This window comes from Candidatus Edwardsbacteria bacterium, from assembly GCA_031082425.1.
Taxonomy (GTDB): Bacteria; Edwardsbacteria; AC1; order AC1; family EtOH8; genus UBA2226.
The window spans coordinates 281,049-305,940 of the sequence record JAVHLB010000001.1; the positions used below are offsets into that span (position 1 = coordinate 281,049).

Here is a 24,892-nt window from a genome sequence, read left to right on the forward strand (position 1 = left end):
ATGTGTCGGGATTATTTCCAGCTTAAAATGAATTCGGTGTGGGGATCGCCGCTGGCCAGAGACCTGGTGGTCTCCACCGCCACCTCCTTGCAGCCGTGGATCTCTAGGGAGCGCTGGATCCAGCCTCCGATGCGCGACTCTATCAGGTGGTGGGCCTCGGGAAATTCGGTCATGTGCAGGACCGCCCGGCTGTAGGTGGAGGATTTGAGCTCCATTTTGCTGGGCTGGTAGTAGGTGGTCATCAGCAGGCTGGCCCGCTTGATGAAGAAGCTGACCGAGGTCATTTTGACGAAGGCCTTGTATACGCCTTTAAGGGCATAGTCGGCGCTGAAGCGCCCCACCTCCCAGGCCCCTTTGGGATCGTTGTCATAAAAAAGCTCGCACAGGGATGCGGTGGGCTCTAGGTAGCATTCCTTCAAGGGATACCACCGGTTGATCTTGATGGCGTTGGCCTCCTGGTACAGCGCCGCTGCCTCGGAGTTCAGCGATTCCAGCCACTTGTTAAGGCCCTCCTGGCCGAATTTGCTTTCGATGAAGATCGGCAGCACCGCCAGTGCGGTTCCCTTTACGTTCATGGATACTCCTCTATCGGTATTCCTGAGATACTATGGTGATCCGCCCGGGGTAGGTGATCTCGCCCAGCGGGGTGCTGACCCTGGGCTGGGCGTCTATGGCCAGACGGCTGATGTCGCTCTGGGCCCCGCCCAGGGCCAGGGCCAGGTTCAGCAGGTCGTTGTATCCCTTCTCCCCGAAGAACTCCACCAGGTCCAGGCTGATCTGCAGCGGGATGACGGCCGACTGTCCGGTGCCGGGGATCTCGATGGGTTGCGCGATATTGCCGGAGACGGTGGGCTTGTCGTCTATCAGCAGGCGCCATTCGAAGCTGGTCAGGGTGGAGCTGGTCTGGGGCGAGCCTCCGGTGCCGTCGTTGGGATTGAGCGCCTCGATGTTGAGGGTGAACCCGGCCGGCAGTTTCTTATTGCGGTAGGCCGCCATCAGGTTGATCCCGTCCAGCAGGGTGAAGTCCCCTATCTTCTGCTTGCCGGCAACGGCGATCCCCGACACCGTGAAGCCGGTCACCCCGGCCACCTTGAACTTCAGGCGCTGCAGGTTGGACAGCGCCCCGGCCATCTGGGTCAAGGTGGCGCAGCCCGGGAGGAGTACCAGCAGGGCCGCCATTGCGGCCATTAAACGAAGGCCGGAAAATGGTCTGTTATTCATCTGGGCTCTCTTTCTGAAAATGATCTATTTGGCGCCCCTCCGGGCGGCCACCTCTTTGGCCAGGGCCAGGTAGCTCTGGGCGCCGCTGGAGTTGACGTCATATAATATGATCGGCTTGCCGTGGGACGGGGCCTCGGCTATCCGGACGCTGCGGGCGATGAAATTCTCGTAGACCTTTTCCGGAAAGTGCTTTTTTATCTCCCCGGCCACCTGCTGGGCCAGGTTGAGGCGGGAATCGAACATGGTCAGCAGGATGCCCTCGATGTCCAGTTCCGGATTGAGGCCGTTCTTCACCAGGTCGATGGTGTTCAGCAGCTGGCCCAGGCCCTCCAGGGCGTAGTATTCGGCCTGAATGGGGATCAGCACCGAGTCGGCCGCGGTCAGGGCGTTGATGGTCAGCAGGCCCAGCGAGGGCGGGCAGTCTATCAGGATGTATTTGTACCTGTCGCGCAAGGCTTCCAGGTGGGGCTTTAAAAGGTTCTCCCGACCCTCCATTCCCACCATCTCCACCTCGGCCCCGGCCAGGTCTATCTGGGACGGCGCCAGATGCAGCTTGTCCAGCTGGGTCCGGACGATTATGTCATTGATGGGCACCTCATTCAACAGCACGTCGTAGATGCCGCTTTCCACCGTGCTTTTGTCTATGCCCAGCCCGCTGGTGGCGTTGGCCTGGGGGTCGATGTCCACCAACAGGGTCGGCTTCTCCAGCACGGCCAGCGAGGCCGCCAGGTTGATGGACGAGGTGGTCTTTCCCACGCCTCCTTTTTGGTTGACCAGGGCGATGATGCGCGACATTGAAACGCTCCTAAAATAGCCTGATTGGGGATGCCGATAAGTTGGTTGGCAAACTGATATGATAATATAGCCTGCCGGCCTTTGTCAAGGAAAACCGAAAAGCCGCAAGACCTCGAAAAATCGTTAAACCTCAAATAAAGTATTGACTTATGACCGCAATTATTATAGCATATATCCAAGCGAAAGCCCAGCATCTAATAATTTGAAAGGAATCACAATGAAAAAGACAGCACTGGTCCTGTTGGCCCTGATCACGGCCCTGGTTTTCAACCTTCCCCAATACTGTTCCGCCCAGGGACTATCCTTGGGGATCAAGGGCGGGGTGAACATGGCCAGTTTTACCGGAGATAGCTTAACCAATCCCGAAAGCCTTACCGGTATTGCAATTGGCGGCTATGCGACCATTGGCCTTCTACCCAACATCGCAATTCAACCGGAAATTTTTTATTCTCAAAAAGGCTGCAAGGAATCGGGTGATTTTTTAGGCACTCCGATTGAGCTCACAACCCGTATTAATTACCTGGAAATACCTGTTTTAGCGAAAATATCATTTGGGGCTATTGTAAAACCGTACATTCTGGCGGGCCCATATTTTGCCACCAAGATTGGCGCCACCCAAGAAATAACTGTTAGTGGCGTTTCCGTCTCCGGCGATATTGATGATTTTGTAAAAAGTTCCGATATGGGACTGACCTTCGGGGCCGGGGTGCAAACCCCTGTCAAGTTGTCGGTCGAAGCCCGTTATTCCATGGGCCTAAGCTCTATAGATGACAGCGACTGGAATTTAGACATCAAGAACACTAATATTTCTCTATTGGTAGGTTTCGCACTGTTCTAAAATTTGGGAACAATAAGCCCCGGCTTAACGCCGGGGCTTTTAACAACCCATAACCAGGAGTTAAACATGAAAAAAGGCCTCTTGGTAATTTTGATACTGGCATCGTTCTCTGCTTTGTGTTTTGCTCAAATGGCCACCTTCGGGCTGAAGAGTGGGATGAATATATCTAATATTTACGATACTGAAGGTGATGGGCCCGATTCCAGGTTTGGTTTTATCGGTGGGGCTTTTTGTGATTTTGATTTCGTCTCTTTTGGCATCCAACCCGAAGTATTGTTTTCCCAAAAAGGATGGAAATATGACATTGGATGCAGATATAATTATTTTGAAATCCCTGTTTTAATAAAAATACCACTGACCAAAAAATTCAGGGTCAGTCCATATTTAGGGCCAGCGGCAAATTTCTTGCTTAATGCAAAAGTTTTTGATTTAGATATGAGCCAATACGTCGTCAGTCCTGATATTGGACTTGTTTTAGGTGCCGAAATAAAAACAAAACATAAAGTTTCTCTGGATATACGATACACCAGAGGATTACGCAAGATTATTAAAGATGAACCCTACGAAAGTTATGATATTAAGCACTCTGTTTTTTCTATTATGCTTGGTCTGCATCCGTAATGAGGTTTAAACAGATAAAAAGCCCCGGGGTATCCCCGGGGCTTTACGTTTAGCCATTATTCCATTATTACTTGCAATACCTTTTCGTGATCTGAAAGATCCTCAAAGGCGTGGTCCGCTCCGTGGGCCAGCAGTTCTTTGGCCGAACTTCGGGCCGTCCCCACCCCAATGGTTTTGGCTCCCAAGTGCCGGCCGCATTTTATGTCATGCTCGGTGTCGCCGATGATAACGATCTGCTTCCCGGAAAAGCGCTGCCCGGTAATTTCAAAGGACCGTCTTACCGCAATATCGGCCAGCTCTTTGCGGACCGAGGAATCATCGGCAAAGGCCCCGAAGGAGAAATATTTCCACAGGTCCAGCGATCCCAACTTCGCCCGGGCCCCCTTTTGTATGTTGCCGGTCAGCAGGCCCAACAGAACCGGCTGCTTGATCAGCTCCTCCAATAAATTGATGACACCGGGATAGATCTTCTTTTCTGCCTCTGCGGGAAGCTCTCTCTTTATTCCTTGGGCATAAATATCAAGGGCCTTGTTCACCAATTCATCAGTGCAGGATACTCCGGCCTCGGCCATCAATTCCCGGACGATCATGGGATCGGTCTTGCCGTCGAATATCCAATTATCTATCGGGCCGGCGGTGCCGAAGGTATGGATCAGGCCCTGCTTGAAGACCCTTTTGGGGGTGGGCCCGCAATGCACCAGGGTGCCGTCTATGTCGAAAAGGACCAGGTGGGTGTATTTCATCAGAACGTTATGCCCAGGTATTGTTCCTGCCTAAGGTATATTCTAGTGTTACTGAGGGTTTGTTGTAAATGTTCACTATAGTACACGTTGGATTCATATCCATTGATAAATTTTTCTTCCACAAAGATTCCTTTCCAGAAACGAATCTTTAGGGACATCTGGGCATTTATATTGGTTCCCGATTTGTTGTCAAAAATATTCTCTGCTCCCAGATTACCGGAGATAAATTTTAAAGGTACCCAAGTGGCACTAATCCCGAGTGCGATGTTTGACGAACCTTGAAGTTTTAACCGTGGAATTATTGAGAGATTTTTATTTATATTATAAACATAACCCAAATTAATATTTAAATGTTTGCCATTTGTATAAGAACTGTAATAGGCTTCGGTAAAAAGACCATTTTGCAAGGAGCTATCAAACGGGACCTTCCACCTTACCGAGTATGAATAAATGTGCTTAGATAAGTGTTTGCTCCATTCCAGTTCTGTCTCTAAGTTCTTTCCCCAGCCAAAGGCCCATTGGCCTCTCTGGTCGTTTGGTTCATACATTACGGTGCTCCTTTTCCATGGTAGAGGAAAGGCCCCTTGAGTGTAAAGCGATCGGTGCATCAATATGGGGATATCGGCGGCAATCCCGCTGACCGCATCCTGCGCCAAAAGGGATGAAACCGGCAACGCTAATAGCAAGAATATAAAAAAAGGGTTTTTCATAAGGCTAGTTGTGTTTTTAAATGGGTTTTTATTCTTTCCTTATTATAACTATTTTTCGGTCCTTGTCGCCCGCTCCTGGCTCCTGGCGCAATTCACCCTCCAGGGTCCCCCCCAGCCTATGGATGATCTCTCCGGCCGCCTCGATCTCCTGGCCGGCCTTGCTGGATTTGTAGGCCAGCAGTTTTCCGCCGACCCTCAGGAACGGAAAAGATATCTTAACCAGCTCCTTGAGCTCCGCCACCGCCCGGGCGGTGACGAAATCATACCGATTCAAAAGATTTTTGTCCTTCTGGACCGCCTGGGAATGCTGGGCGATCACCACAACCTCGGGCAACCCCAGCTCGGTGACGGCCAGCTCCAAAAAGCGGGCCTTTTTCTGGGTGGCCTCCAGGCAGGTCAATTTTATCTCCGGCAGGCATATCTTTAAGGGAATGCCGGGAAAACCACCGCCCGGGCCCAGGTCCATCACTTCGGCCGAGGCCTTCGCCGCCAATGCCGGCAGGGCGGTCAGCGAGTCCAGTAGATGATTGGCAAAAAGATTGTCAATGTCCCGCCGCGAGATCAGGTTTACTTTGGCATTCCATTGCCTTACCAGAGCCTGAAACTGAAACAACTTCTCCATCTGCTCCTGGCTCAGCGTCACGCCCAAAGCCTGGACGGCCTGGCCTATCTTTTGTGATTCAAGATCGTTAATAATCATTCTCCTGTTAATGGCACGCGAATGACACGAATCATCCGGATTTGCACGGTACTGTTTTTTCAGGGTCATTGCGAGACGACAAAAAAGCTTTTCTGACGAAGCAATCTGTTTCTATCGGTTAATAAAGAAAGCACCGGTCCATTCCACCTCCATCTTTATTATACCAAACTTTATCAATAAATTATTAATAATATTTCTTGATTTTAACTCCGTCAAGTTGTATCCTTATCCTGAAACCAAGGGGGTGATGAAATGGTGAAACATATCGTAATGTGGACCTTCAAGGACTATGCCGACGGCCGGGGCAAGGATGAAAATCTAAAGCTGGCCGCCCAGATGTTGGCCGGGCTCAAGGACAAGATCGACACTGTGCGCTTTTTGGAGATCGGGCATAATGTCAACCCCTCCGACGTGGCCTATGATCTGGCGCTATATTCGGAATTTGACGACCAGGCCGGACTGGATGTCTACCAGAAGCACCCCGAGCACCTTAAGGCCATGGGCTTTTTGGGAAGGGTGCGCCAGCAGCGGGTGGTGGTTGATTATAAAGTGTGAGGATCATGGATAACTTCCAAAACAGGCGATTTCTTTTCTCCGCTATTCTGGGCCAGGACAAGCTCAAGTACGCCTACCTGGCCAACATCGTCAATCCCAAAATAGGCGGGTTGCTGATCAGCGGGCCCAAGGGCACCGGCAAGAGCACCATCGTCCATTCGGTGGAGTCCATCCTGCCGGATGGCCAGGCGGTCGACGGCTGCATCTTCAACTGCCATCCCGAAAAGTCCCAGGATTTCTGCTCGCTGTGCCGCGAAAGGCCGGACCATCCGGCCGCTACCCGGAAGATGAGGATAATAAACCTTCCCCTGAGCTGCACCGAGGACCGGCTGATCGGGAGCATAGACATCGAAAAACTCCTGAAGACCGGCCAGAAGGTTATCCTGCCAGGCATCCTGGGCCAGGCCAACGGCAACATCCTATACGTGGACGAGGTCAACCTGCTGCCGGACCATCTGGTGGACGACATCCTGGATGCCGCCTCCACCCACTGGAACACCATCGAGCGCGAGGGCATCTCGGTCTCGCATCCGGCCGATTTCGTGCTGGTGGGCACCATGAATCCCGAGGAGGGCGACCTCCGTCCCCAGATACTGGACCGCTTCCCGCTGTGCGTGAAGATCGAGACCATCAAGGACCCCGCCATCCGCTCCCGAGTGGTGCAGAACAACCTGCAGTTCGAGAATGACCGGGAGGCCTTCCATGAAAAGTTCGCCGGACAGCAGGAGGCCACCGGAAAACAGATCCTCTCCGCCCGGGAGCTTCTGCCCCAGGTGACGGTCTCTCCGGAGATGATAGATTCGGTGGCTTCCTCCTGCGCCGCCCTTAAAGTTGACGGCCAGCGGCCCGACATAGTGATAATCAAGACCGCCCTGACCCTGGCCGCCCTCAACGGGCGCAGCGAGGTCATTTCCAGCGATATCCTGCTGGCCTCCGAGCTGACCCTGATCCACCGCACCCGGGACGGCGGACTGCTGGAGCCGCCCACCACCGATGAAATAATGGATAATTTCCATAAAAACCTGCCCAGGGACAAAGAGCCGGTCCAAAAAACAACGGCCAAACAGAAGATCCAGGTTGCCGTTCCCTCCGACCAGCAAGGTGTAAAAAAAAACGGCAATCCCTAGCTGAAAAATTTCTGGATCTCTCCAAAAAGATACTGCCTTTCAGAAAAAAGAAAAGACCGGTCATCCTTCTCCGCCCCCAGGCTCAGGACCAGGCGGCCCCGGTTTTGTTCCAGGAGCCGCCCGGCACCTTCAGCCAGCTAAAAAAAGCCTTCTTCAAATTCCTCAACAAAATAAGCCGCTTAAAGTCCAGGACCGTCCGCGGCAGCAAGAAACGCCGGTCGGTCATCAGCGACCGGTCCGGCCGCAACATCAAGATCGTCCGCTTCCGGGCCGGGGAGAACACCCTGGCCCCGCTGCAGACCGTGGTCAGCTCCCTGATAAGCGGCAAATATTCCCTGTCCCGGAAGGAATTCAGCATCGGGCCCGGCGACTTCGTGGGCTGGGAGAAGCTGGAGCGCCAGAGCATGACCCTGGTGCTGCTGGTGGACGTCAGCCGCTCCACCTTCCCCTTCATCAAGATCTTCGCCGAGATACTGGATTCCCTGACCGGATACTTCAAGCTGCACCAGGACCGCATCGGCCTGATCTCCCTGCAGGGCATGCAGGCCAAGATACTCAACCATCCCACCCACAACTACCGGGTGATCACCAAGGGGCTGATGGGCCTCAAGGTCCGGGGGGAGAGCCCGCTGGCCGACGGCCTGTTGAAGGCCCTGGCCATGGTCCGGCTGGAAAAGTTCCGCAAGCCCGGCTCCACCAACCTGGTCATCCTGCTCAGCGACGGCTATCCCGAGCCCCTGACCGCCCATTGCCCCGACATCTTCGATGAGCCGGCCTACCGGGAGACCATCCGGGCGGCCTCCCTGTACCGCCAGCAGGCCCTCTCCCTGCTGATGATAAATCCCTCCTTCCGCAACCAGGATCAGGCCAAATTCATGCCGGGCGAGAAGCTGTCAACCATCATCGCCCGGGAGAGCCGGGGGAAACTGATCAAGCTGTTCCGGGACCCCAATCTCAACCCGGCCGACCGCTACTACCCGCCCACCCGAAGCGAGATCAGGCAGATATTGAACGGCATCGAGGGGATGATGGGAAACAAAACAGGTTCCGAGCGGGAACGCAGCCTGGCGATATGAATATTCTTTCCTTCGCCGGGGCCGGAGCATATTAAAACCCCGGTCTTTTATGATATAATGTCGGCCTATGCCGAACAGACACCTTAAAGCCGATATGTGGCTGCTGCTGGCCACCTTCTTCTGGGGCGTCACCTTTGTGGCGGTCAAGGACGCCATGCTGTACACCTCCCCCCTGGTCTTTTTGGGGGTGCGATTCCTGCTGGCCGGGCTGGTGTTGCTGCCGTTCTGTTATACGGGATTGAAAAAACTTTCCCGGGAGGGCTGGCGCGACGGAATGCTGATCGGGATTTTTCTGTTTGCCGGGTTTGCCTTCCAGACCGTGGGACTGGTTCATACCACCGCCACCCGGTCGGCTTTTATCACCGGAATGTGCGTGGTGCTGGTGCCATCGCTCTCGGTCTTAATTTTGAAGACCAAAAGCGACGGCTGGCAGATACTGGGGGTGATCATGGCCGCCGCGGGGCTGTACTTTCTCTCCCGTCCCGAGGCCGGAGGCTTCAACCAGGGGGACCTGCTGACCGGCCTCTGCGCCGTCAGCTTCGCAGTGGAAGTGGTGCTGGTTCAGAAGTTCACCCAAAAACATCCCCCCCTGGACATGATCATGGTGCAAATAATAACCACCATTGTTCTTTCGGTCCTCTTCGTCGGCATTTTGGAAAAACCGCATTGGCACTGGTCACCAAGCCTGCTGCTGGACCTGGCCGTCACCAGCCTGCTGGCCACCGCCGGGGCGCTGGTCATCCAGTTCTACTGGCAGAGAAGGACCACCGCCACCAGGGCCGCCATCATCTATACCATGGAGCCCCTGTTTGCGGCGAGTTTTGCCTTTGTGCTTTTCGGCGAGAGGCTGCCGATGGCGGGATGGCTGGGGGCGGGCATGATCCTGGCGGGGACCCTCACCGCCGAACTGGGAAAATAATCCGGGAAATATATGAAAAAAATATTGCTGCTTTTCTTGATGCTGGTGGTGGTCCTCTCTTGGGGGATTGCTTTTGTGGCCATCAAATATCTGCTGGAGGTTCAGAAATTTTCGGCCATGGGGCTAACCGCTCTGCGGTATGTTCCGGCGGCGGCGATCGTCCTGGCTGTGATGCTGGTCTTTTATGGCCCCAAAAGGATGCTGGCGGTCTGGGGCAAAGAGTGGCGGGGCATCTTGCTGTACGGAATTACCGGCGTCCTGGGATATAATCTGGCCCTCAACTTCGGCGAGACCAGAATTGCAGCCGGAACCGCCAGCCTGATGGTCGGCCTCTCCCCCATCTTCACCCTGATCGCCTCCAAGCTGGCCCTGAGGGAAAAGATCACCGCCAGAAAACTGCTGGGGATAATCGTCTCCTTCGCCGGCCTGTTTGCGGTGGTGCGCTGGGGGACCAGTGACCCCATCAACTTCAACTACCTGTGGGGGGTGCTGATCACACTGGGTGCGCCGATATCCTGGGCAATTTACACCATCGTGGGAAAGCCCATGATGAGCCGGGAGGATCCCAGCCTGATAACCATGTCGGCCATATTGTGGGGCAGCCTGCCGCTGGTTTTTTTCATTCCGGGCAATCTGGCCCAGTTGCCGGCTCCGGCCTGGTGGGCGCTGGCTTTTCTGACCTTGGTGTGCACCATCTTCGGGTTCCTGGTCTGGTCCTGGGCCTTAAAACATACCGAGGCCGCCCGGCTGGGAGCGGTGGTATACTTGATACCCCTGGTGACCGTGCTGTCTGGCATCTTCCTGTTGGGGGAAAATTTGACCGCCGGACTGGTCATCGGGGGGATGATCCTGATCGGCGGGGTGGTGCTGGCCGAAACCTGATAAATATTCTCTTGACCGGGAATATCACCGGCAGTATACTGGTATATACGATGCTTTGTGACCGGAAAGTTAATATTTTAAGGAGAGATGAATGGCACGAAATATTTTGTGCTGGTTTGCTTTGCTGGTGTGGGGAATGGCTGGTGCCGAAAGTGTCGCCGCCAGGATCGGATCGGCCGGCGGGGCCGGAAATGGCAACCTGGTCATAGAGGTCGGGAGCATGAAGGGCATTGCCCAAAAGATCGACCGGATCAATGCCGAATTCAACCCCATGGTCAAGAACTTCAACGAATACACCAATAATCAGACCAAGAAACGCTCCATTAACATCAACCTTCAGGTCGCCAAGGAGAAGGCCCTGGCCCTTATGGGATCTTTCGCCGAACTGGGCGATGTCCAGTCCAAAAGCTACAGCGAATATCAGAATTATTACGATCCGGAGAACCTGCGGCAGAAGCTGGACATATTCAAAAAATATCTGGAGAGGGCGATCTCTTCCGAAAAACCGGAACCGGAGATCGTCAAGCTGCTGACCCAGCAGATAGAATCGCTGGAGAGCCAGCTGAGGAGCTCTGCTCAGCTGGACAGCACCCAGGCCTTGATATATGTGACCGTCAAGGAAAAGGGCTATGATAACAACCCCGGACAAACCAGCCCCCGGGATAAATATCTGCTGGGGTTGCTCTCTGCAATTCTGGCCCTGCTGCTTTTCTTCCTGGGGCTGCTGGCCGGTTGGATAAGGTGCCGGAAGAAGATAATTGCCGACCCCAATGTTTGATGCATCATTGCTGAAAAGGGCCTTCCTGCAGGAAGGCCCTTTTATCATTTTTGAGACCAACGGTTATTTAAAAACCAAAACATAGACCCAAAGCTCCGGCCAGAAACATATTGTTGACATCCAGCGGGCCGGAGTTGGGATCGCTATTGACCAGGAAACCGCCCTTGCCTTCTACCTGTAATCCGATGCCGGGGTTAAGATTGAACCTCACCCCCGGCCCGATGGCGACGAACGGGCTGTTCGATTCATAAATTGTGGCATCGTTATATTGGTTCTTCCAGATGATGGCTCCGGCCTCGGCTGTCAAATAAGGAGTGATCGCGGCTCCCGGAGCAAAGGTATATTTCCCCCAGGCTCCGGCAGCCATAATGGTCGTAAGGTACTCCTGGGAAGTGGCTCCGGCATTTTTGGCTCCGGCCTGCCCATACCCGCCCAGGACGCCTATCCCGATCTTTTCGGACAGATTGTATCCCACCTTCAGGCCGGCCAGGAATCCGATCTCACTGTCGTCGAGGTCCCCCCCCAGCAGCTTGATGCCGGCACCAAAGGGCTGCAGCTCATAACGATTGAGAGGCGAAGAGACCACACTGAAAGACATCGAGGTGATATTGCCGGCCCGATCGGTAGAAGTAACTATTATGTTATTTATTCCCGGGGTCAGTTTTAGGGGTTGAGAAAACCCGCCGTCATTTTGGGTTGATAATGCCTGCCCGTTGATGGTAACTACTGCTTTATACTCGCTCAGGCCGGCGACAAGAGTGGTAGCAGATGGAATTTTCTGATCGGGTCGCGGGTTTTTTATCTCCAGTTGCGGATTATCTAGCTTCCGGGATAGATACAACACCCGGCTGGGCCAGGGCTGGCCCTCAAATCCTATAGAATCTATCGCCGTCAATGACCAGTAGATCTTGTCGGTCTTTGGAGGAGCCATTTTAAAGCTGTCGCCGGACACAACGGCGTCAGCCAGTACCTCGTTCTGATCAACATCCTGCCAGACCAGGAGGTGGGCCTTAATATCAGCCGGCTTGCTCCAATGATAAGTGATGGAACGGGTCCGGTCCGGATTATAAAAGAAAGTATCATTGGCCGCCGGGGATCTGGGGAACGGCGGAGCCGGCAGGTCCACCGGGGGTTCCGGCTGCTGTCCGTAACGACAAAGGCACCCCTTGCCCGAAGGGACCTCCTTCTCCATGGAGCCGGCTGTCTGCCCCTGCCAGGATATATTGCTTTCCCAGACAGAGAGCAGGGCGGTCCGGTCGGGCTTTTGCTCCACGATGAATTCCGTGCCCCGGATGCCGGCCACTGCGGTGGGGGTGGTCACCGAAAAGCGTTCCCGGGTGTTCCGGAGCTTTGCCACCTTGGAGAGGGTGCGTCCGGTCAAAAGCTTGAGCTCGGTGTCTCCGGCCCCCTCCTTTTCGCTCCAGGACTGCTTGGTGATCACAACATCCGATCTGGGAAGCACCTTGATCCTGGTGCCGTTGTCGAAGGTGATCTCGGCCCGGCCCAGCGAGTCGGTCACCACCTCATCCTGTATGGTAAGCACCTGGTCCAGCACCGCCGGTTGCCAGCTGCTGATGCCTTGTTTGCGGGTGAAGACATTGCCCTGGATGTATGAAAGCCGGGCGGTCCTGATCTTGGAAAGTATGGTGATCTCCACCCGGCGGTTCCGGGCCCGGTATTCGGCGGTCAGGTTGGGAACCAGGGGAAAAAGGTCCCCGTAGCCCTTGGCAACCAGCTGCGATGCCGGAATACGATGCCGGGAGATCAGGTAACGCCTGGCTGCTTCGGCCCGTTGCTGGGACAACCGCTGATTGGCTCGGGATCCCCCAACATTGTCGGTGTGTCCGGCAACCTCTATCTTGGCTCCGGAGTTCTTTAAAAATTCCGCCAGGGAATCCAGGGCCGGATAGGTTCTGGGGTCTATGCTGGCCCGTCCGGTGCGGAACTGGATGTTGGAGAATTCGAATTTAATGGCCTGCCCCCAGGACAGGCAGAAAGAAATCAGGACCAGTGCCGACATAATTATTTTTTTCATGACCATGTCCTCCAAATTATAACTGAAAACGAACACAATTATATTACAAGAAAATGCCCCAGATATCAAGTTGAAATTAATGGGCAGCAGGTTTTGCTTTCTTCAGGTGAATCAGCAGCATACTAATATCTGCCGGGGACACCCCCGATATTCTCGAGGCCTGGCCCAGGCTGAGGGGTTTAAGTCTCTGCAGTTTCTGGCGGGCTTCGGTGGAAAGGCCATAAACCAGAGCATAATCAAAGTCGTTCGACAGCACCATATTTTCCAGCCCCCTCATCCTCAGGGCCTCATCCTGCTGGCGTTTGGCATATCCGCCGTATTTAAGTTCCAACTCCACCTTTTCAAAAACCGTCCGGTCGTAATCCGGGCGATACTGGTCCAATGGCAGCAGATCATCGTAAGTCACCTCGGGACGTTTCAATAATTCGGCCAGGCTGGCTGGCTGGCTGATGGGCGAGGTTCCCAGTCGCTCAAGAATAGCATTGGCATCGACCGGCAGGGCTTTTTCCAGGCGAAGGCGCTGGATCTCGGCCTCCACCCTGCTCTGGGTTCTTTGGAAAGCGGTCCAGCTGTCCTCGGTGACAAGGCCCAGCCCATAGCCGTAAGCCAGCAGCCTCTGATCAGCGTTGTCCTGGCGCAATAACAGCCGGTATTCGGCCCGGGAGGTGAACATCCGGTATGGCTCCTCGGTTCCCTTGGTGACCAGGTCATCTATCAAAACGCCGATATAGGCCTGGTCTCTTCGCAGAATGAAGGGATCGCTCCCCAAAACCTTTTGAGCGGCATTGATCCCGGCCATCAGCCCCTGGGCCGCGGCCTCCTCGTACCCCGAAGTGCCGTTGATCTGGCCGGCCAGGTACAGTCCGGATATCAGTTTGGTCTCAAGGGTGGGAAACAACTGGGTGGGAAAAACAAAATCATATTCTATGGCGTAGCCCGGCCGGGTTATTTTAGCATTCTCCAGGCCTTTTATTGAACGGATCATCTTCTCCTGAACTTCCTCGGGCAGGGAGGAAGAGATGCCGTTAAGGTACAGCTCATTGGTATTGAGGCCCTCGGGCTCGATAAAAACCTGATGTCCCTGGCGCTCGGAGAAGCGAACCACCTTGTCCTCGATAGAGGGACAATATCTGGGGCCGATGCCCGTTATCCGGCCGGAGTAAAGGGCCGAGCGGGAAAGATTGTCCCGGATTATCTGGTGGGTTACGGGGTTGGTGTAGGTGAGGTAGCAGGGAAGCTGAAGCAGCGCCGGCCAGACCCTTCTTTTCTGATCGGTGCGCTGGTTGATGACCTCGTAAATCCTGGTCTGCTGGGAGAAGGGGAGCGGGTCGGGGTCGCCGGGCTGTTCGGACATTGCGGAAAAGTCTACGCTTTGAGAATTAACCCGGGCCGGGGTTCCGGTCTTAAGCCGGCCCATCTCCAGTCCGGATAATTTTAGAGAATCTGATAATTTTCGGGCCGGGAATTCCCCCGCCCGGCCGGCCGGGAAGGACCGGTCTCCTATATGGATCAGACCGTTAAGAAAAGTGCCGGTGGCCACGATCACTGCCTGGGCAAAAAACTCCTGGCCGCTTTCGGTCCGCACGCCGGTCGCATACTTTTTACCGGACCGCTCCTCTAATATAATATCATCAACCAAGGCCTGCCGCAGCTCCAAATTCGGCAGGTTCTCCAGAAGATGCTTGGCTTCGGCCGAATAAAGCGGCCGGTCACATTGAGCCCGGAGAGACCAGACAGCAGGCCCCTTGCCTTTGTTCAGCATCCGGAACTGTATCCCCGACAAGTCGGCCAGCCGGCCCATAACGCCGCCCAGAGCATCGATCTCTTTTACCAAATGGCTCTTAGCCAATCCGCCGATTGACGGATTGCATGACATCCACCCGATGCGGTCCAGGGTGATGCTGAATAGAGCAGTGTTCAGCCCCATGCCGGTGCAAGCCACCGATGCCTCTATGCCGGCATGGCCCCCGCCAATGATTATAATATCAAAGGTTTTGTCCATAAATTAATAATATTTATAATACAAAGCGACACAATAAGTTAGATGCAATCATAAAATATCTGAACTATACCTGAACCATGATAACATATTGATTGTCTAATATCAATATCAATGTTATAATTATGTTTGGGAACCTTATTAATAATGGGCAACTCTAATGTAATATTACAAGCAATAACTGGCAACCAACCCGTAATTTATAAGGAGGTTCATAAAATGAAGAAATTCATCATGCTTTTGCTGCCGATCTTAACTTTTTCTCTGGCCTTGACCACATTAGCTTTGGCCGAAGAGGGCGACAGCCTGAAGGTGAAAAATGAGATCAAAACCAAAAACCAGGGCGAGGAGATCCAATTGAGGGTTCGCACTGAAGAGGGCCAAAAGGGACAGGGCGAAATGATCCAGACCAGAACCAGGGAAGAGAAGAAACTGGCCGAGGGAGATTCTGTCGAGGCAAAGGAACAGAACAAGGTCCGCACCCAGAATAAAGGCCAGGACCAGAAGATCCGCACTCGCACCGAGGAAGGCGACAAGGGCCAGGGCGAAATGACCCAGACCAGATATCGTGACGAGGATGGGGATGGTATATCCGATTCCACCCAGACCAAGGAGCAAACCAGAACCCGTACCCGAAAAAAGGACGGAAAGGATGATGATATGACCCCCAAGGGCGGGGCCAATGGCAAGAAGGGCAGCAGCACAACCACCGGGCGGGGACGGTAGATCGGCACTTAATAATGAAGCGCAGGACTTAATTTGCCTGCGCTTTTCTTGCTTTGTGGCATCATATTTAAGGAAGACGAATCATGAGGAATTTACAATTCTATATTACCGGGATAATCACAATAGTTTTATCAGGAACCTTGTTTGCTCAGTTCAAAGGAAGCATCGGGGTGAGCGGCGAATACGATAGCAATGCCTATAATGATTCCTATGGAGGAGGCAGCATGGTCGGAACCGCCTTTCTAGACCTCACCTCAGATATTGACATGAAATTAGCCGGGATGGTGCTGGGAGCTGATTATTCCGGCAGCTACAGCGCCTACCTCAGCTATCTGGGCATCAATCAAAACGACCATTTGCTGAAAATGATCCTGTGGCGGAATTTGGGAAAAGATGGTTTCGTTGGTTTGGGTGGCGCTTATAGCCTTCAATTCAATGCTGCGGACCGCTCGGCTTATGATACCAATAATTTTAAAGTTATCGGCGAGACAAAAATATATATTGCTCAACCGGTGCTGTTAAAAGCGGACGGGGCCCTGGGGAGATATCAATATAAGAATTTGCCAAAATATGACTTTGATCAATCAATAGCAAACCTATCTATAAATTTATTTCTTCCTACCCGGAGCGGTTTGACAATTTTAGCAGGATATAAAAAGTACGATTTCTCTCCATTGCCTGCCGACAGCCAGGTTCCAGTGAATATTACCAACCTGTCGCCGGGTTGCCGTGTTAGCCAGGGGTTTGGATCAAATGTCGGCCTTTCCCTGGAATACTCTTATTTAACAAACCAGGTGACCACCGCTGATCCTTATTACATGCCCGATACTTTGCTGAACGAGGTGAATGATTATTTTGATTATTCCGGCGGCCGGGTGGGGGCAAAAATAACTTTAAAACTAGAACCCGCCGGGAAAGTGGCCCTTTGGACCAACCATACCAGCAGAAGTTATGACAAGCTTGACGCCTATAGCCTTCCGGCAGCGGATAATGCCAGCATACTGACCAGACAAAGCTTGGGGACCGTCCGGCTGGATCGAGAGACTGTTTTGGGAATAGACTACACCGCTCCGTTATCAGAAGGCGCAAACAGCCTAGATTTGGAGGCGGGGGTTAGCTATGCCAACAATTCATCCAACGATCAACTCTATAATTATAAAAAACTCCTGGCATATGCTGGGATTAACTATAATTTTTAAAAGGGCACAGCCATGAAAAGGAACAAAAAGCTGTTGGGGGAAATAATGATGACCCACGGGTTCATCTCGGTGGAACACATAATCCAGGCCAGATATAAACAGATCAACGATTCTTCAAAAAAGATCGGGGAGTGCTTGGTAGAGATGGGATGCATTAACCGACAACAGTTGGCGTATGCCATAAGGGAGCAAAACCCGGAGCAAAGATAAACACGGTTCCCGAATACGGAATGTTTCACGTGAAACATTCCCCAGATAACACAAACCATTAACGTTCAACTCTCCTGCAAACCAGGCCGCAGGAGAGTTGTTGTTCCACGTGAAACAACCCCAAAATCAAATTCCGGCAAATACTATTTTTACATAGCTTTTAAGCGGTTGTGATTTTGCCCGGCTTCCGATGATGTTCCCGAGGTATTTTTATCGTTGATTTTTTTCAACGGGAGATATACAATTCATGTGGGGCTGCCGTGTGTCAAAAAATAATCTATTAAATAAAGGAGGAGGTTATGAGAATGGGGTTTATATTTACCGGCGTCTTTTGGGGGGTGGTGCTTATCCTGATAGGTTTGGGCGTGATAATCAATGTGGTATTCGGGATAAAGATACCCGTCTTCAGGACCTTATTTGCCTTGTTCCTGATCTACCTGGGCCTTCAGATGTTGACCGGGATCTCTCTTTGGAACAAAAGCAAAAAAACAGCAGTATTCGAGGAAAAGACCGTCGAAGTTACCACGGCCTCAGACAAGTACGATGTGATCTTTGGCAAGGGGGAGATCGACCTTTCCGGCATAGAGCTTAAGGATCAGAATGTTAGGGTGGACATCAACACCATCTTCGGCGGGTCGGTAATTAAGATCGATCCCGCCGTTCCCACCAAGATCGTCGCCAGTTCGGCCTTCGGCGGGGTCCATCTGCCGGACGGCAATGTGGTGGCCTTCGGTCAATACACATATAAAACAGACAATTTTAAAAGTTCGGAGAGGCACCTGCTGATCCATGCAACGGTGGTTTTTGGCGGCATAGAGTTCGTTGCAAAACAATAGTGCTGTTTTAAAGATATCACCAAATTATTTACTTGAAATTTTATTCATCATCTGGTAATCTATGATACGTATCTAAGGCATTAATTAAACGGGAGCGGGCGATGGATATCAAAAAGACGCTTTTATCGGAAGATAAGCTGAAGCCATTGTTTCAAGATCCTCTAAAACTGGTTTTCGGAAGAAATTTCACCGATCACATGTTCACCATGGAATATACCATTGATAAGGGCTGGCATAATGCCGAGATAAAGCCCTATCAGCCATTGATGCTTGATCCCGCCGCCAATGTTCTTCACTATAGCCAGGAGGTTTTCGAAGGTCAAAAGGCCTATAAGTCCCCCAAGGATGAGATTCTATTGTTTCGGCCACAGGAAAACGCCAAGCGCATTAACCACTCCCTTAAAAGAATGTGCATGCCGGAGATCCCGGAGGAGATATATTTACAAGCGGAGTGCGAGTTGTTGAAACTGGAGGAACGGTGGATCCCCACGGCCGTGGGGGCCTCTTTATATATCCGCCCGGCGGTCATCAGCACCGAGGCCGCGTTGGGGGTAAAACCCGCCGATAGGTATCTTTTCTTCATCATCCTTTCTCCGGTGGGTCCGTATTTTCAGGAGGGTTTCAACCCGGTGGGGCTTTGGGTCAGCGACAGCTACACCCGGGCAGCCCAGGGCGGCACCGGCGAAGCCAAGACCGGCGGGAATTATGCCGGCACCCTGCTGGCTTCCAAAATTGCCAAGGACAAGGGCTGCAGCCAGGTATTGTGGCTGGACGCAGTGGAGCACAAATATATCGAAGAAGTGGGGGCCATGAATATATTTTTCATAATCGACAACAAGCTGGTAACCCCAAAACTCTCCGGAAGCATCCTGCAGGGCATCACCCGCAAATCGGTGCTCCAGATAGCCGAGGACCTGGGGATCGTTCCCCAGGAACGGCAGATCCCGATCGACGAACTGATAGAGGGCATCAATAACAAAAAAGTTACCGAGGCTTTTGGCGCCGGCACCGCGGCGGTGATAAGTCCGGTGAGCAGGATAAATTATAAAGACAATGAATATGTCATCTCACAAGAAACGGGGCCGTGGGCAAAAATATTCTTCGATACCCTGACCGGGATACAATACGGGGAAAAAGAGGACAAGTACGGCTGGGTTTACAGGGTGAAGTAATTTAATAAACGATAAAAAGAGCGAAGACAGCAGGGTCTTCGCTCTTGATTTATAACAATGATCGATATATGAAAAATTTAAAATACGCAATAAAATTAGGCGCGTTGCTTATGGTGCCTTCTATCTGCCAAGCAAGGGGCCTAAAAGATGTACCAACTCCCTCCGGATATGCGCGGGTGCAATATGCCGACAGCTCGTATTCTGGCTGGATTCAGAGGCTTCCGATAAAAGATGACGATGTTATCTTGGGATACGATGGGGAGCCGGTCATTTCGTCCTTTTACAGCGTTCTGGCGGTGGTTGATATGCCAATGCTGTTCAGCCGGGACCTGGAGCAGTGTGCGGACTGGTGCTTCAGGTTCCGGGCGGAGTATTTTAAACAGACCAAAAGGCTGAAACAACTCTACCTTTTTGATTATAACGGAAAACGTAGGTACTACCGGGATAGCGGCCAGACATACAAGGGGTTTCTAAGATGGACCATGGGCAACGCAAATTCCTATTCCTTGAAAAAGGGTTGCCGAACGGTTGCGGAGACAGATTTGCGGCCGGGGGACATGCTGGTGCAAAATCAAACCGGAGGGGTGGGACATGTTTCGGTGGTGATGGATGTTTGCCGGGATGACAAGGGGAACGAGCGCTATCTTATAGGCTACAGTTTTATGCCGGCCCAGCAGTTTCACATAGAAAGAGCCGGGGGCGACAAGGGAAAGAAAGGCTGGTTCTCGATACCGGAATACAGACAATACCTAAGGCTTTATTTGGATTTTGGGGACCCGATATATAAAAGATTCTAATTTCCCTCTTGACAAAAGGGGGTAAATTTTGTATATTTATGTAAGTTCTTACTTAATTTATTACCCAATATGGAGATCCGCCGTGACCGAATTGATAAAAAGACTGGGCGAACTGGCTGCGGCCAGCCGCATTAAGCGATTGGGTGAAAGCCTGATGCACGATGTGGGGCAGGTGTATAAAGAGCAGGGGCTTGATTTTGAACCCAAGTGGTTCCTGATCTTCTATCAACTGACCCGGCAACCGGCGATGTCGGTTACCGAGCTGGCCAGGGAGGTGGGCATCACCTATCCGGCGGTCAACCAGCTGGCGGCCGAGATGGCCAGAGCGGGGTTGGTGGATTCGATGGGCGACCCAAAGGACAAAAGGAAAAGGCTTATATCCTTGACCGAAAAGGGCCGGTCCCTGATGACCTCCATAAAACCGTTGTGGAAGGTCATTGAAACAAGCACCTCTGAATTGCTGGGAGAACTGGATTGTAATTTTCTGCAAATGATCGGTCAGATAGAGGATGCCCTGGAACATAAAAGCATGTATCAACGGGTAGCGGAGAAAATAAAAAGCCGCCAGTATAAGGAGGTCGATATCGTTGAATTCAAAACAAAATATAAAGAACCCTTTTATCAGTTGAACCAGCAGTGGTTGGAGGAATACTTCACCGTTGAGCCGGCTGATGAAAGCCTGTTGTTGCACCCAGAGGCCAATATCATCAAGCCCGGAGGAAAAATATTGTTTGCCGTCATTGGCGGAAAAGCAATCGGCACCGTGGCCCTTATAAATAAAGGAAAAGGCAAATACGAGCTGGCCAAATTGGCGGTAGCCCCGGAATTCCGGGGAAGAATGGTGGGCAAAAAACTGGTCTTGGCCGCAATCAAAGAATCTACGGCCCTAAAGGCAAAAATATTGCTGGTCCGTACAAATCCCAGATTGGACTCGGCTAATCGGCTGTACCGCAGCATGGGCTTCAAATATTCCGGAAACGACCATAGTGGCGACTATCAGCGGTCAACGATCGTATTGACCCTCACCCTAAAATAATCACAATCGAAGGAGCAACAAACATGATGCGAAAAACATTTTTTCTCATTTTGATCGCAGTAATGTTGCCGGGGCTGGCCCCGGCCCTGCCGGCAACACAGACAGCTATTGACAAGGCCATCAGAAAATCGGTGGTCGACTCGGTTTCCAAACTGCTGGCGGATAACTATGTTTTCCCCGACAAGGCCAAGGCCATGTCGGCATTACTGCGGAAGAATCTCAAAGTCGGCACTTATGATCGATTATCCAATCCGGAGGAATTCGCCGAGCGTCTTACCAACGACCTGCGGTCAGTAACTAAGGACCGCCATCTGGCGGTGATATATGGTCCGCAACGAATTGCCCAAATGCGCTGCGATACCATAAATGGAGAAACCCTCCCGGAGGTCATCCGGGCCCACCAGCGCGATAATTTCGGATTTCGAAAGGTTGAACTGATGCCAGGGAACGTCGGATACATAGATTTTAGGATGTTCGACAATACACAGCTGCCAGGGGCCGGTGCGGCTGCGGTGTCAGCCATGAATTTTATAGCCAATGCCCAGGCAGTCATCTTCGATCTGCGCCGAAACGGCGGGGGATGTCCCGAGATGATCCAGCTCATAAGCACCTACCTGTTCGAGGGCGAGGCCCACCTCAACGATCTTTACCTCCGTCCCTCCAATCTTACCCAACAGTATTGGATACTTCCCTGGGTGCCGGGGCCGCGCTTGGCCAAAGTGCCGGTCTATATTCTGACCAGTAACTATACTTTCTCGGGGGCCGAGGAGTTCTCTAATAACCTGCGGGAACTGAGGCGGGCCACCATCGTCGGCCAGACCACCGGAGGTGGCGCTCATCCGGTCGACTTTAAGATACTCAATGACCTTTTCATACTAAAGGTATCGATCGGCCGGGCCATAAACCCTATATCGAAAAACAACTGGGAGGGCACCGGGGTCCAGCCCCATGTCAAAGTACCGGCCGACAGCGCCCTTGATATCGCCTACCTGATGGCCCTGGATACATTGCTCAAGTCTGCCATCGATCCCGGCGAAAAACAGGAACTATCCTCCATCAGGACCATCAAACAGGCTGCACTTGCAGCGGTAAATGTTCCGGCAGAGCTGCTGCAGCGGTACGCCGGAAGCTACGGCCTTAGGACCATCAGCCTTGCGGAGGGCCAGCTTTACTACCGGCGCGAACAGGGCCCCAAATGGAAACTGCTTCCCCTGTCGGAGAAAAATTTCGTGGTTGACGAGGTGGGCGGGCAGGTACTGTTCAGGGTCGATGATGCCGGAACGGTGGCCGGATTTGACCTGATTCGCGCTCCAGGCGATACTGTTCGCTGTCTGCGACAGTAGCTGACGGCAAGTTAAACGAATCCCCAGATAAAGAGGGCATTCTTTTGAGCGGGGGTTTAGCCCGTTTCTTACCCAGGCCTCAAGCCTTGGTAATGAAGCGATTCATAATATGTTCTAATGGGTATAAAAAACGAAACAAAACCGACGCTATCCATGTAATTTGCTATGATACTTAACCTTTGAATCACAATACGGAGTCACTATGAAAAAGCTATTTTCACTGGTTTGCCTTTTCATGCTTGGAGCTGCAATCCCACTTATGGCACAGGAGGAAGGCTCGAGGGTGCAAAAAAGCGTCGATATCCGGCAAACCGAGGTCGCGCCGAAGATAGACGGGATCATAGAAGACCTGTGGCTGTCGGCCGATTCGGCCACCGGTTTCGTCCAGCATATTCCGTATGAAAAGACCGCTCCGACCGAGCGGACGGTGGTCTACCTGCTTCAGGATGCCGAAAATCTATATGTGGCATTTCGCTGCCTTGCAGACAAAAATCCACCGGTGGCCTGCTTCACCAAGGACGAGGACTATGTGACCATCAAGATTGATCCTTTCGGCAGCCGGACCGGCGGGTATTTCTTTTTGGTTTTCGGCAGCGGCCTTTTCTGGGACGGTCTGATCATGGACGACGGACGCAGCCAGGACCTTTCCTGGGAGGGGGTCTGGGATAATGCGGTAAGGATGTACCCCGACAAAATGGAGGTGGAGATGAAGATCCCCTTCAAGACATTGCGCTATAAAAAGGGCTTGGGAAACTGGGGCGTTCAGTTCGCCCGGCACATCGCCACCAATCGCGAGGATGACTACTGGACCGAGGTCACCCAAAAGGACGATGATCTGGTGTCTCGTTGGGGGGTGGCCCAGAACATCAACCCCCAGGCTTCGGGATATTATTTCGAGCTGTATCCCGAAGGGTTTTTACGCTATGAGGATTTTAAGGGAAGAACAACCGCCAGGAAAGTCAACGGCAGCCTGACCGCCAAGTGGGATCTGACCCCGCAGACCAGCATCAATGCCACGGCCTACCCCGATTTTGCCCAGATAGAATCAGATCCGTCCTCGGTCAATCTTTCCCGCTATCCCACCTACCTGCAGGAACAACGACCGTTCTTTGTGGAGGGGCGGGAGATATTCCGCTTTTCGGAATTCCAGGGCAGCGGTTTCTTCCAGCCGCTCAATATTTTTTATTCCCGCCGGGTGGGGAAGTCCATCGACGGCGGTGCGGTGCCGATCATCGGAGGATTGAAGTTGACCCACAAAACCGAAGATTGGAATATTGGCGCTCTGGCGGCGTATACCGAGAAATATGATTATTCCTATTGGGGCCTGCCGCTGACAGAGCCGGAAAGGAAATTTGGCGTTTTGCGGGCGACCAGAAGGGTATTAAACAACTCTGATATTGGATTGCTGTTTAGCGGCATGTCTGCCAATGCGGATGAATACAATTACGCAGCAGGCCTGGATGCATCTTTGCGCAAAGGGCCAAACCAATTGATCATGCAGGGGGCTTTCAGCGACGAGTCGGGCAAAAAGGGGATGGCGATAAGCACCGGATTCCGCGGGTTCATCGACAAGTTCTTGATCATGTCGGCATACGAGGCGGTGGATGACTCTTTCTCCGTAGAGGGTATCGGTTATGTGCCCTGGGCCGGAAGGCAGCGGGCATTATTCATCGGGGGGCCATTTTGGACATTCAAACAGGGAGCGTTACGTAATCTTTACATTGCTCCGGGCATTGCCCGGATGCGGGAGCCGGGCTGTCCCGAATGGTCAACCGCCGGTTATTTTTCCATCAATCCAAACTGGAGGAATAACTGGGGGGCAAATCTCGAGCTGAACTATGGTAGAAATTACGAATTGATCTACAATCCCTTTGTTGGCAGGGAAGAATGCATAAACTATATCAGCCGCGACATGAGTTTCAATTTTTGGGGCTTTTTGATGGGGAACAACATCAACGGGGGCTGCGATTACAATTACAGTTACAATTACGCCAGGAATTACCTGGCATACCAGGGGTCGAACTGGCTGACATTCAGTTATTCCATCATCTCGCCCTTAAGCACCACCCTGACCTCCATGTTATGGGTGGAATGGGATCCCGGCAAAGAGATCGTAGCCATGACCCCGATATTCCGCCCCAGGATGGATTACCGGATAACCGCTAAAATGACGCTTTCGGTATTCAACGAGATGGTAGGCGCCACCCCGGAAAGCAATTTCGAAAAGACCCGTCTTTATTCGGATCGTTTTGGGCTTTTATATTCCTGGAACTTCTCCCCCAAGAGCTGGCTGTACGTGGCTTTGAACGATTACAATTCGCTTGATTATACAACCAATCCTGAAGGAGTAATGACACAAAAGTACGCCATTGGCGCAATTAAGGCTAAATATCTGCTTTATTTTTAAGCAAATCAGGATAGCTTTAAATGATTTGATCATTATATTTATCAGCAAAATAAAAGGTGTTTATGAGAAAGCCCACCCAAGCCTCTTTGTGGCGCCGCGAACTGGCCAAAGAACTCATCAAACCTTATTCAGCCAGGCCGGGACTGGAAATGGCCCTGTTGGGGGGA

Annotated in this window: 25 protein-coding genes; 17 read left to right on the forward strand and 8 right to left on the reverse strand. The window is 52.3% G+C overall.

Annotated features, from left to right (window positions below):
• Positions 1–11: 11 nt before the first annotated feature.
• The 3 genes from RDU76_01335 to RDU76_01345 are packed head-to-tail and all read right to left on the reverse strand — an operon-like array spanning position 12 to position 2,016.
• A complete protein-coding gene (locus RDU76_01335) occupies positions 12–575 on the reverse strand; it encodes a hypothetical protein (protein ID MDQ7797571.1) in 564 nt (187 codons plus the stop codon).
• 10 nt (positions 576–585) lie between these two features.
• Positions 586–1,221, reverse strand: coding sequence for a hypothetical protein (locus RDU76_01340; GenBank protein MDQ7797572.1), 636 nt, complete (start codon positions 1,219–1,221; stop codon positions 586–588).
• 24 nt (positions 1,222–1,245) lie between these two features.
• Positions 1,246–2,016: an AAA family ATPase gene (locus RDU76_01345; GenBank protein MDQ7797573.1), complete on the reverse strand. Its 771-nt coding sequence runs from the start codon at positions 2,014–2,016 to the stop codon at positions 1,246–1,248.
• A gap of 217 nt (positions 2,017–2,233) precedes the next feature.
• Between RDU76_01345 and RDU76_01350 the strand changes: the two genes are divergently transcribed.
• On the forward strand, positions 2,234–2,854 hold the full coding sequence (locus RDU76_01350) for a porin family protein (protein MDQ7797574.1): 621 nt from the start codon (positions 2,234–2,236) through the stop codon (positions 2,852–2,854).
• Between the two features lie 66 nt (positions 2,855–2,920).
• The gene (locus tag RDU76_01355) at positions 2,921–3,475 is read left to right on the forward strand and encodes a porin family protein (protein MDQ7797575.1); all 555 of its coding nucleotides are present in this window, start codon (positions 2,921–2,923) and stop codon (positions 3,473–3,475) included.
• Between the two features lie 56 nt (positions 3,476–3,531).
• On the opposite strand, the gene RDU76_01360 is transcribed toward RDU76_01355, so the two are convergent.
• The 3 genes from RDU76_01360 to rsmG all read right to left on the reverse strand — a co-directional run bounded on the left by RDU76_01360 (position 3,532) and on the right by rsmG (position 5,628).
• Positions 3,532–4,218 (reverse strand): HAD family hydrolase, encoded by a 687-nt coding sequence (locus tag RDU76_01360; protein MDQ7797576.1) that lies wholly within the window; start codon positions 4,216–4,218, stop codon positions 3,532–3,534.
• Positions 4,218–4,766: a hypothetical protein gene (locus RDU76_01365; GenBank protein MDQ7797577.1), complete on the reverse strand. Its 549-nt coding sequence runs from the start codon at positions 4,764–4,766 to the stop codon at positions 4,218–4,220. Before RDU76_01365 ends, RDU76_01360 begins: the two co-directional genes overlap by 1 nt.
• Before the next feature lie 190 nt (positions 4,767–4,956).
• Positions 4,957–5,628 (reverse strand): 16S rRNA (guanine(527)-N(7))-methyltransferase RsmG, encoded by a 672-nt coding sequence (rsmG, locus tag RDU76_01370; GenBank protein MDQ7797578.1) that lies wholly within the window; start codon positions 5,626–5,628, stop codon positions 4,957–4,959.
• 252 nt (positions 5,629–5,880) lie between these two features.
• Between rsmG and RDU76_01375 the strand changes: the two genes are divergently transcribed.
• The 6 genes from RDU76_01375 (at position 5,881) to RDU76_01400 (ending at position 10,965) form a co-directional block, all read left to right on the forward strand.
• A complete protein-coding gene (locus tag RDU76_01375) occupies positions 5,881–6,183 on the forward strand; it encodes a Dabb family protein (GenBank protein MDQ7797579.1) in 303 nt (100 codons plus the stop codon).
• Between the two features lie 5 nt (positions 6,184–6,188).
• Positions 6,189–7,310 (forward strand): ATP-binding protein, encoded by a 1,122-nt coding sequence (locus tag RDU76_01380; protein MDQ7797580.1) that lies wholly within the window; start codon positions 6,189–6,191, stop codon positions 7,308–7,310.
• 104 nt (positions 7,311–7,414) lie between these two features.
• Positions 7,415–8,386, forward strand: coding sequence for a VWA domain-containing protein (locus RDU76_01385; protein ID MDQ7797581.1), 972 nt, complete (start codon positions 7,415–7,417; stop codon positions 8,384–8,386).
• Positions 8,387–8,453: 67 nt separating this feature from the next.
• Entirely contained in the window at positions 8,454–9,305 is an 852-nt protein-coding gene (locus tag RDU76_01390; protein MDQ7797582.1) for a DMT family transporter, read from the forward strand.
• A gap of 12 nt (positions 9,306–9,317) precedes the next feature.
• The gene (locus RDU76_01395) at positions 9,318–10,187 is read left to right on the forward strand and encodes a DMT family transporter (GenBank protein MDQ7797583.1); all 870 of its coding nucleotides are present in this window, start codon (positions 9,318–9,320) and stop codon (positions 10,185–10,187) included.
• A 91-nt stretch (positions 10,188–10,278) separates the two neighbouring features.
• Entirely contained in the window at positions 10,279–10,965 is a 687-nt protein-coding gene (locus RDU76_01400) for a DUF4349 domain-containing protein (protein ID MDQ7797584.1), read from the forward strand.
• Between the two features lie 67 nt (positions 10,966–11,032).
• Here the strand turns inward: RDU76_01400 and RDU76_01405 are convergent, their stop codons facing one another.
• Both RDU76_01405 and mnmG read right to left on the reverse strand, forming a co-directional pair.
• A complete protein-coding gene (locus tag RDU76_01405; protein MDQ7797585.1) occupies positions 11,033–13,000 on the reverse strand; it encodes an OmpA family protein in 1,968 nt (655 codons plus the stop codon).
• Positions 13,001–13,076: 76 nt separating this feature from the next.
• Positions 13,077–15,002, reverse strand: coding sequence for a tRNA uridine-5-carboxymethylaminomethyl(34) synthesis enzyme MnmG (gene mnmG, locus RDU76_01410; protein ID MDQ7797586.1), 1,926 nt, complete (start codon positions 15,000–15,002; stop codon positions 13,077–13,079).
• A gap of 216 nt (positions 15,003–15,218) precedes the next feature.
• Here mnmG and RDU76_01415 point away from each other — a divergent pair, with 216 nt between their 5' ends.
• The 9 genes from RDU76_01415 to RDU76_01455 all read left to right on the forward strand — a co-directional run bounded on the left by RDU76_01415 (position 15,219) and on the right by RDU76_01455 (position 24,725).
• Positions 15,219–15,725, forward strand: coding sequence for a hypothetical protein (locus RDU76_01415; GenBank protein MDQ7797587.1), 507 nt, complete (start codon positions 15,219–15,221; stop codon positions 15,723–15,725).
• An 83-nt stretch (positions 15,726–15,808) separates the two neighbouring features.
• The gene (locus tag RDU76_01420; protein ID MDQ7797588.1) at positions 15,809–16,924 is read left to right on the forward strand and encodes a hypothetical protein; all 1,116 of its coding nucleotides are present in this window, start codon (positions 15,809–15,811) and stop codon (positions 16,922–16,924) included.
• Between the two features lie 12 nt (positions 16,925–16,936).
• The gene (locus tag RDU76_01425) at positions 16,937–17,134 is read left to right on the forward strand and encodes a hypothetical protein (GenBank protein MDQ7797589.1); all 198 of its coding nucleotides are present in this window, start codon (positions 16,937–16,939) and stop codon (positions 17,132–17,134) included.
• A 299-nt stretch (positions 17,135–17,433) separates the two neighbouring features.
• Positions 17,434–17,970: a LiaF-related protein gene (locus RDU76_01430; GenBank protein MDQ7797590.1), complete on the forward strand. Its 537-nt coding sequence runs from the start codon at positions 17,434–17,436 to the stop codon at positions 17,968–17,970.
• Between the two features lie 101 nt (positions 17,971–18,071).
• Positions 18,072–19,142: a branched-chain amino acid aminotransferase gene (locus tag RDU76_01435; GenBank protein MDQ7797591.1), complete on the forward strand. Its 1,071-nt coding sequence runs from the start codon at positions 18,072–18,074 to the stop codon at positions 19,140–19,142.
• Positions 19,143–19,252: 110 nt separating this feature from the next.
• Positions 19,253–19,939 (forward strand): DUF4846 domain-containing protein, encoded by a 687-nt coding sequence (locus RDU76_01440; protein MDQ7797592.1) that lies wholly within the window; start codon positions 19,253–19,255, stop codon positions 19,937–19,939.
• 82 nt (positions 19,940–20,021) lie between these two features.
• Positions 20,022–20,975, forward strand: a complete 954-nt coding sequence (locus RDU76_01445) for a bifunctional helix-turn-helix transcriptional regulator/GNAT family N-acetyltransferase (protein ID MDQ7797593.1) — start codon at positions 20,022–20,024, stop codon at positions 20,973–20,975.
• 23 nt (positions 20,976–20,998) lie between these two features.
• On the forward strand, positions 20,999–22,318 hold the full coding sequence (locus RDU76_01450; protein MDQ7797594.1) for a S41 family peptidase: 1,320 nt from the start codon (positions 20,999–21,001) through the stop codon (positions 22,316–22,318).
• A 259-nt stretch (positions 22,319–22,577) separates the two neighbouring features.
• Positions 22,578–24,725: a DUF5916 domain-containing protein gene (locus tag RDU76_01455; GenBank protein ID MDQ7797595.1), complete on the forward strand. Its 2,148-nt coding sequence runs from the start codon at positions 22,578–22,580 to the stop codon at positions 24,723–24,725.
• Positions 24,726–24,892: the final 167 nt, after the last annotated feature.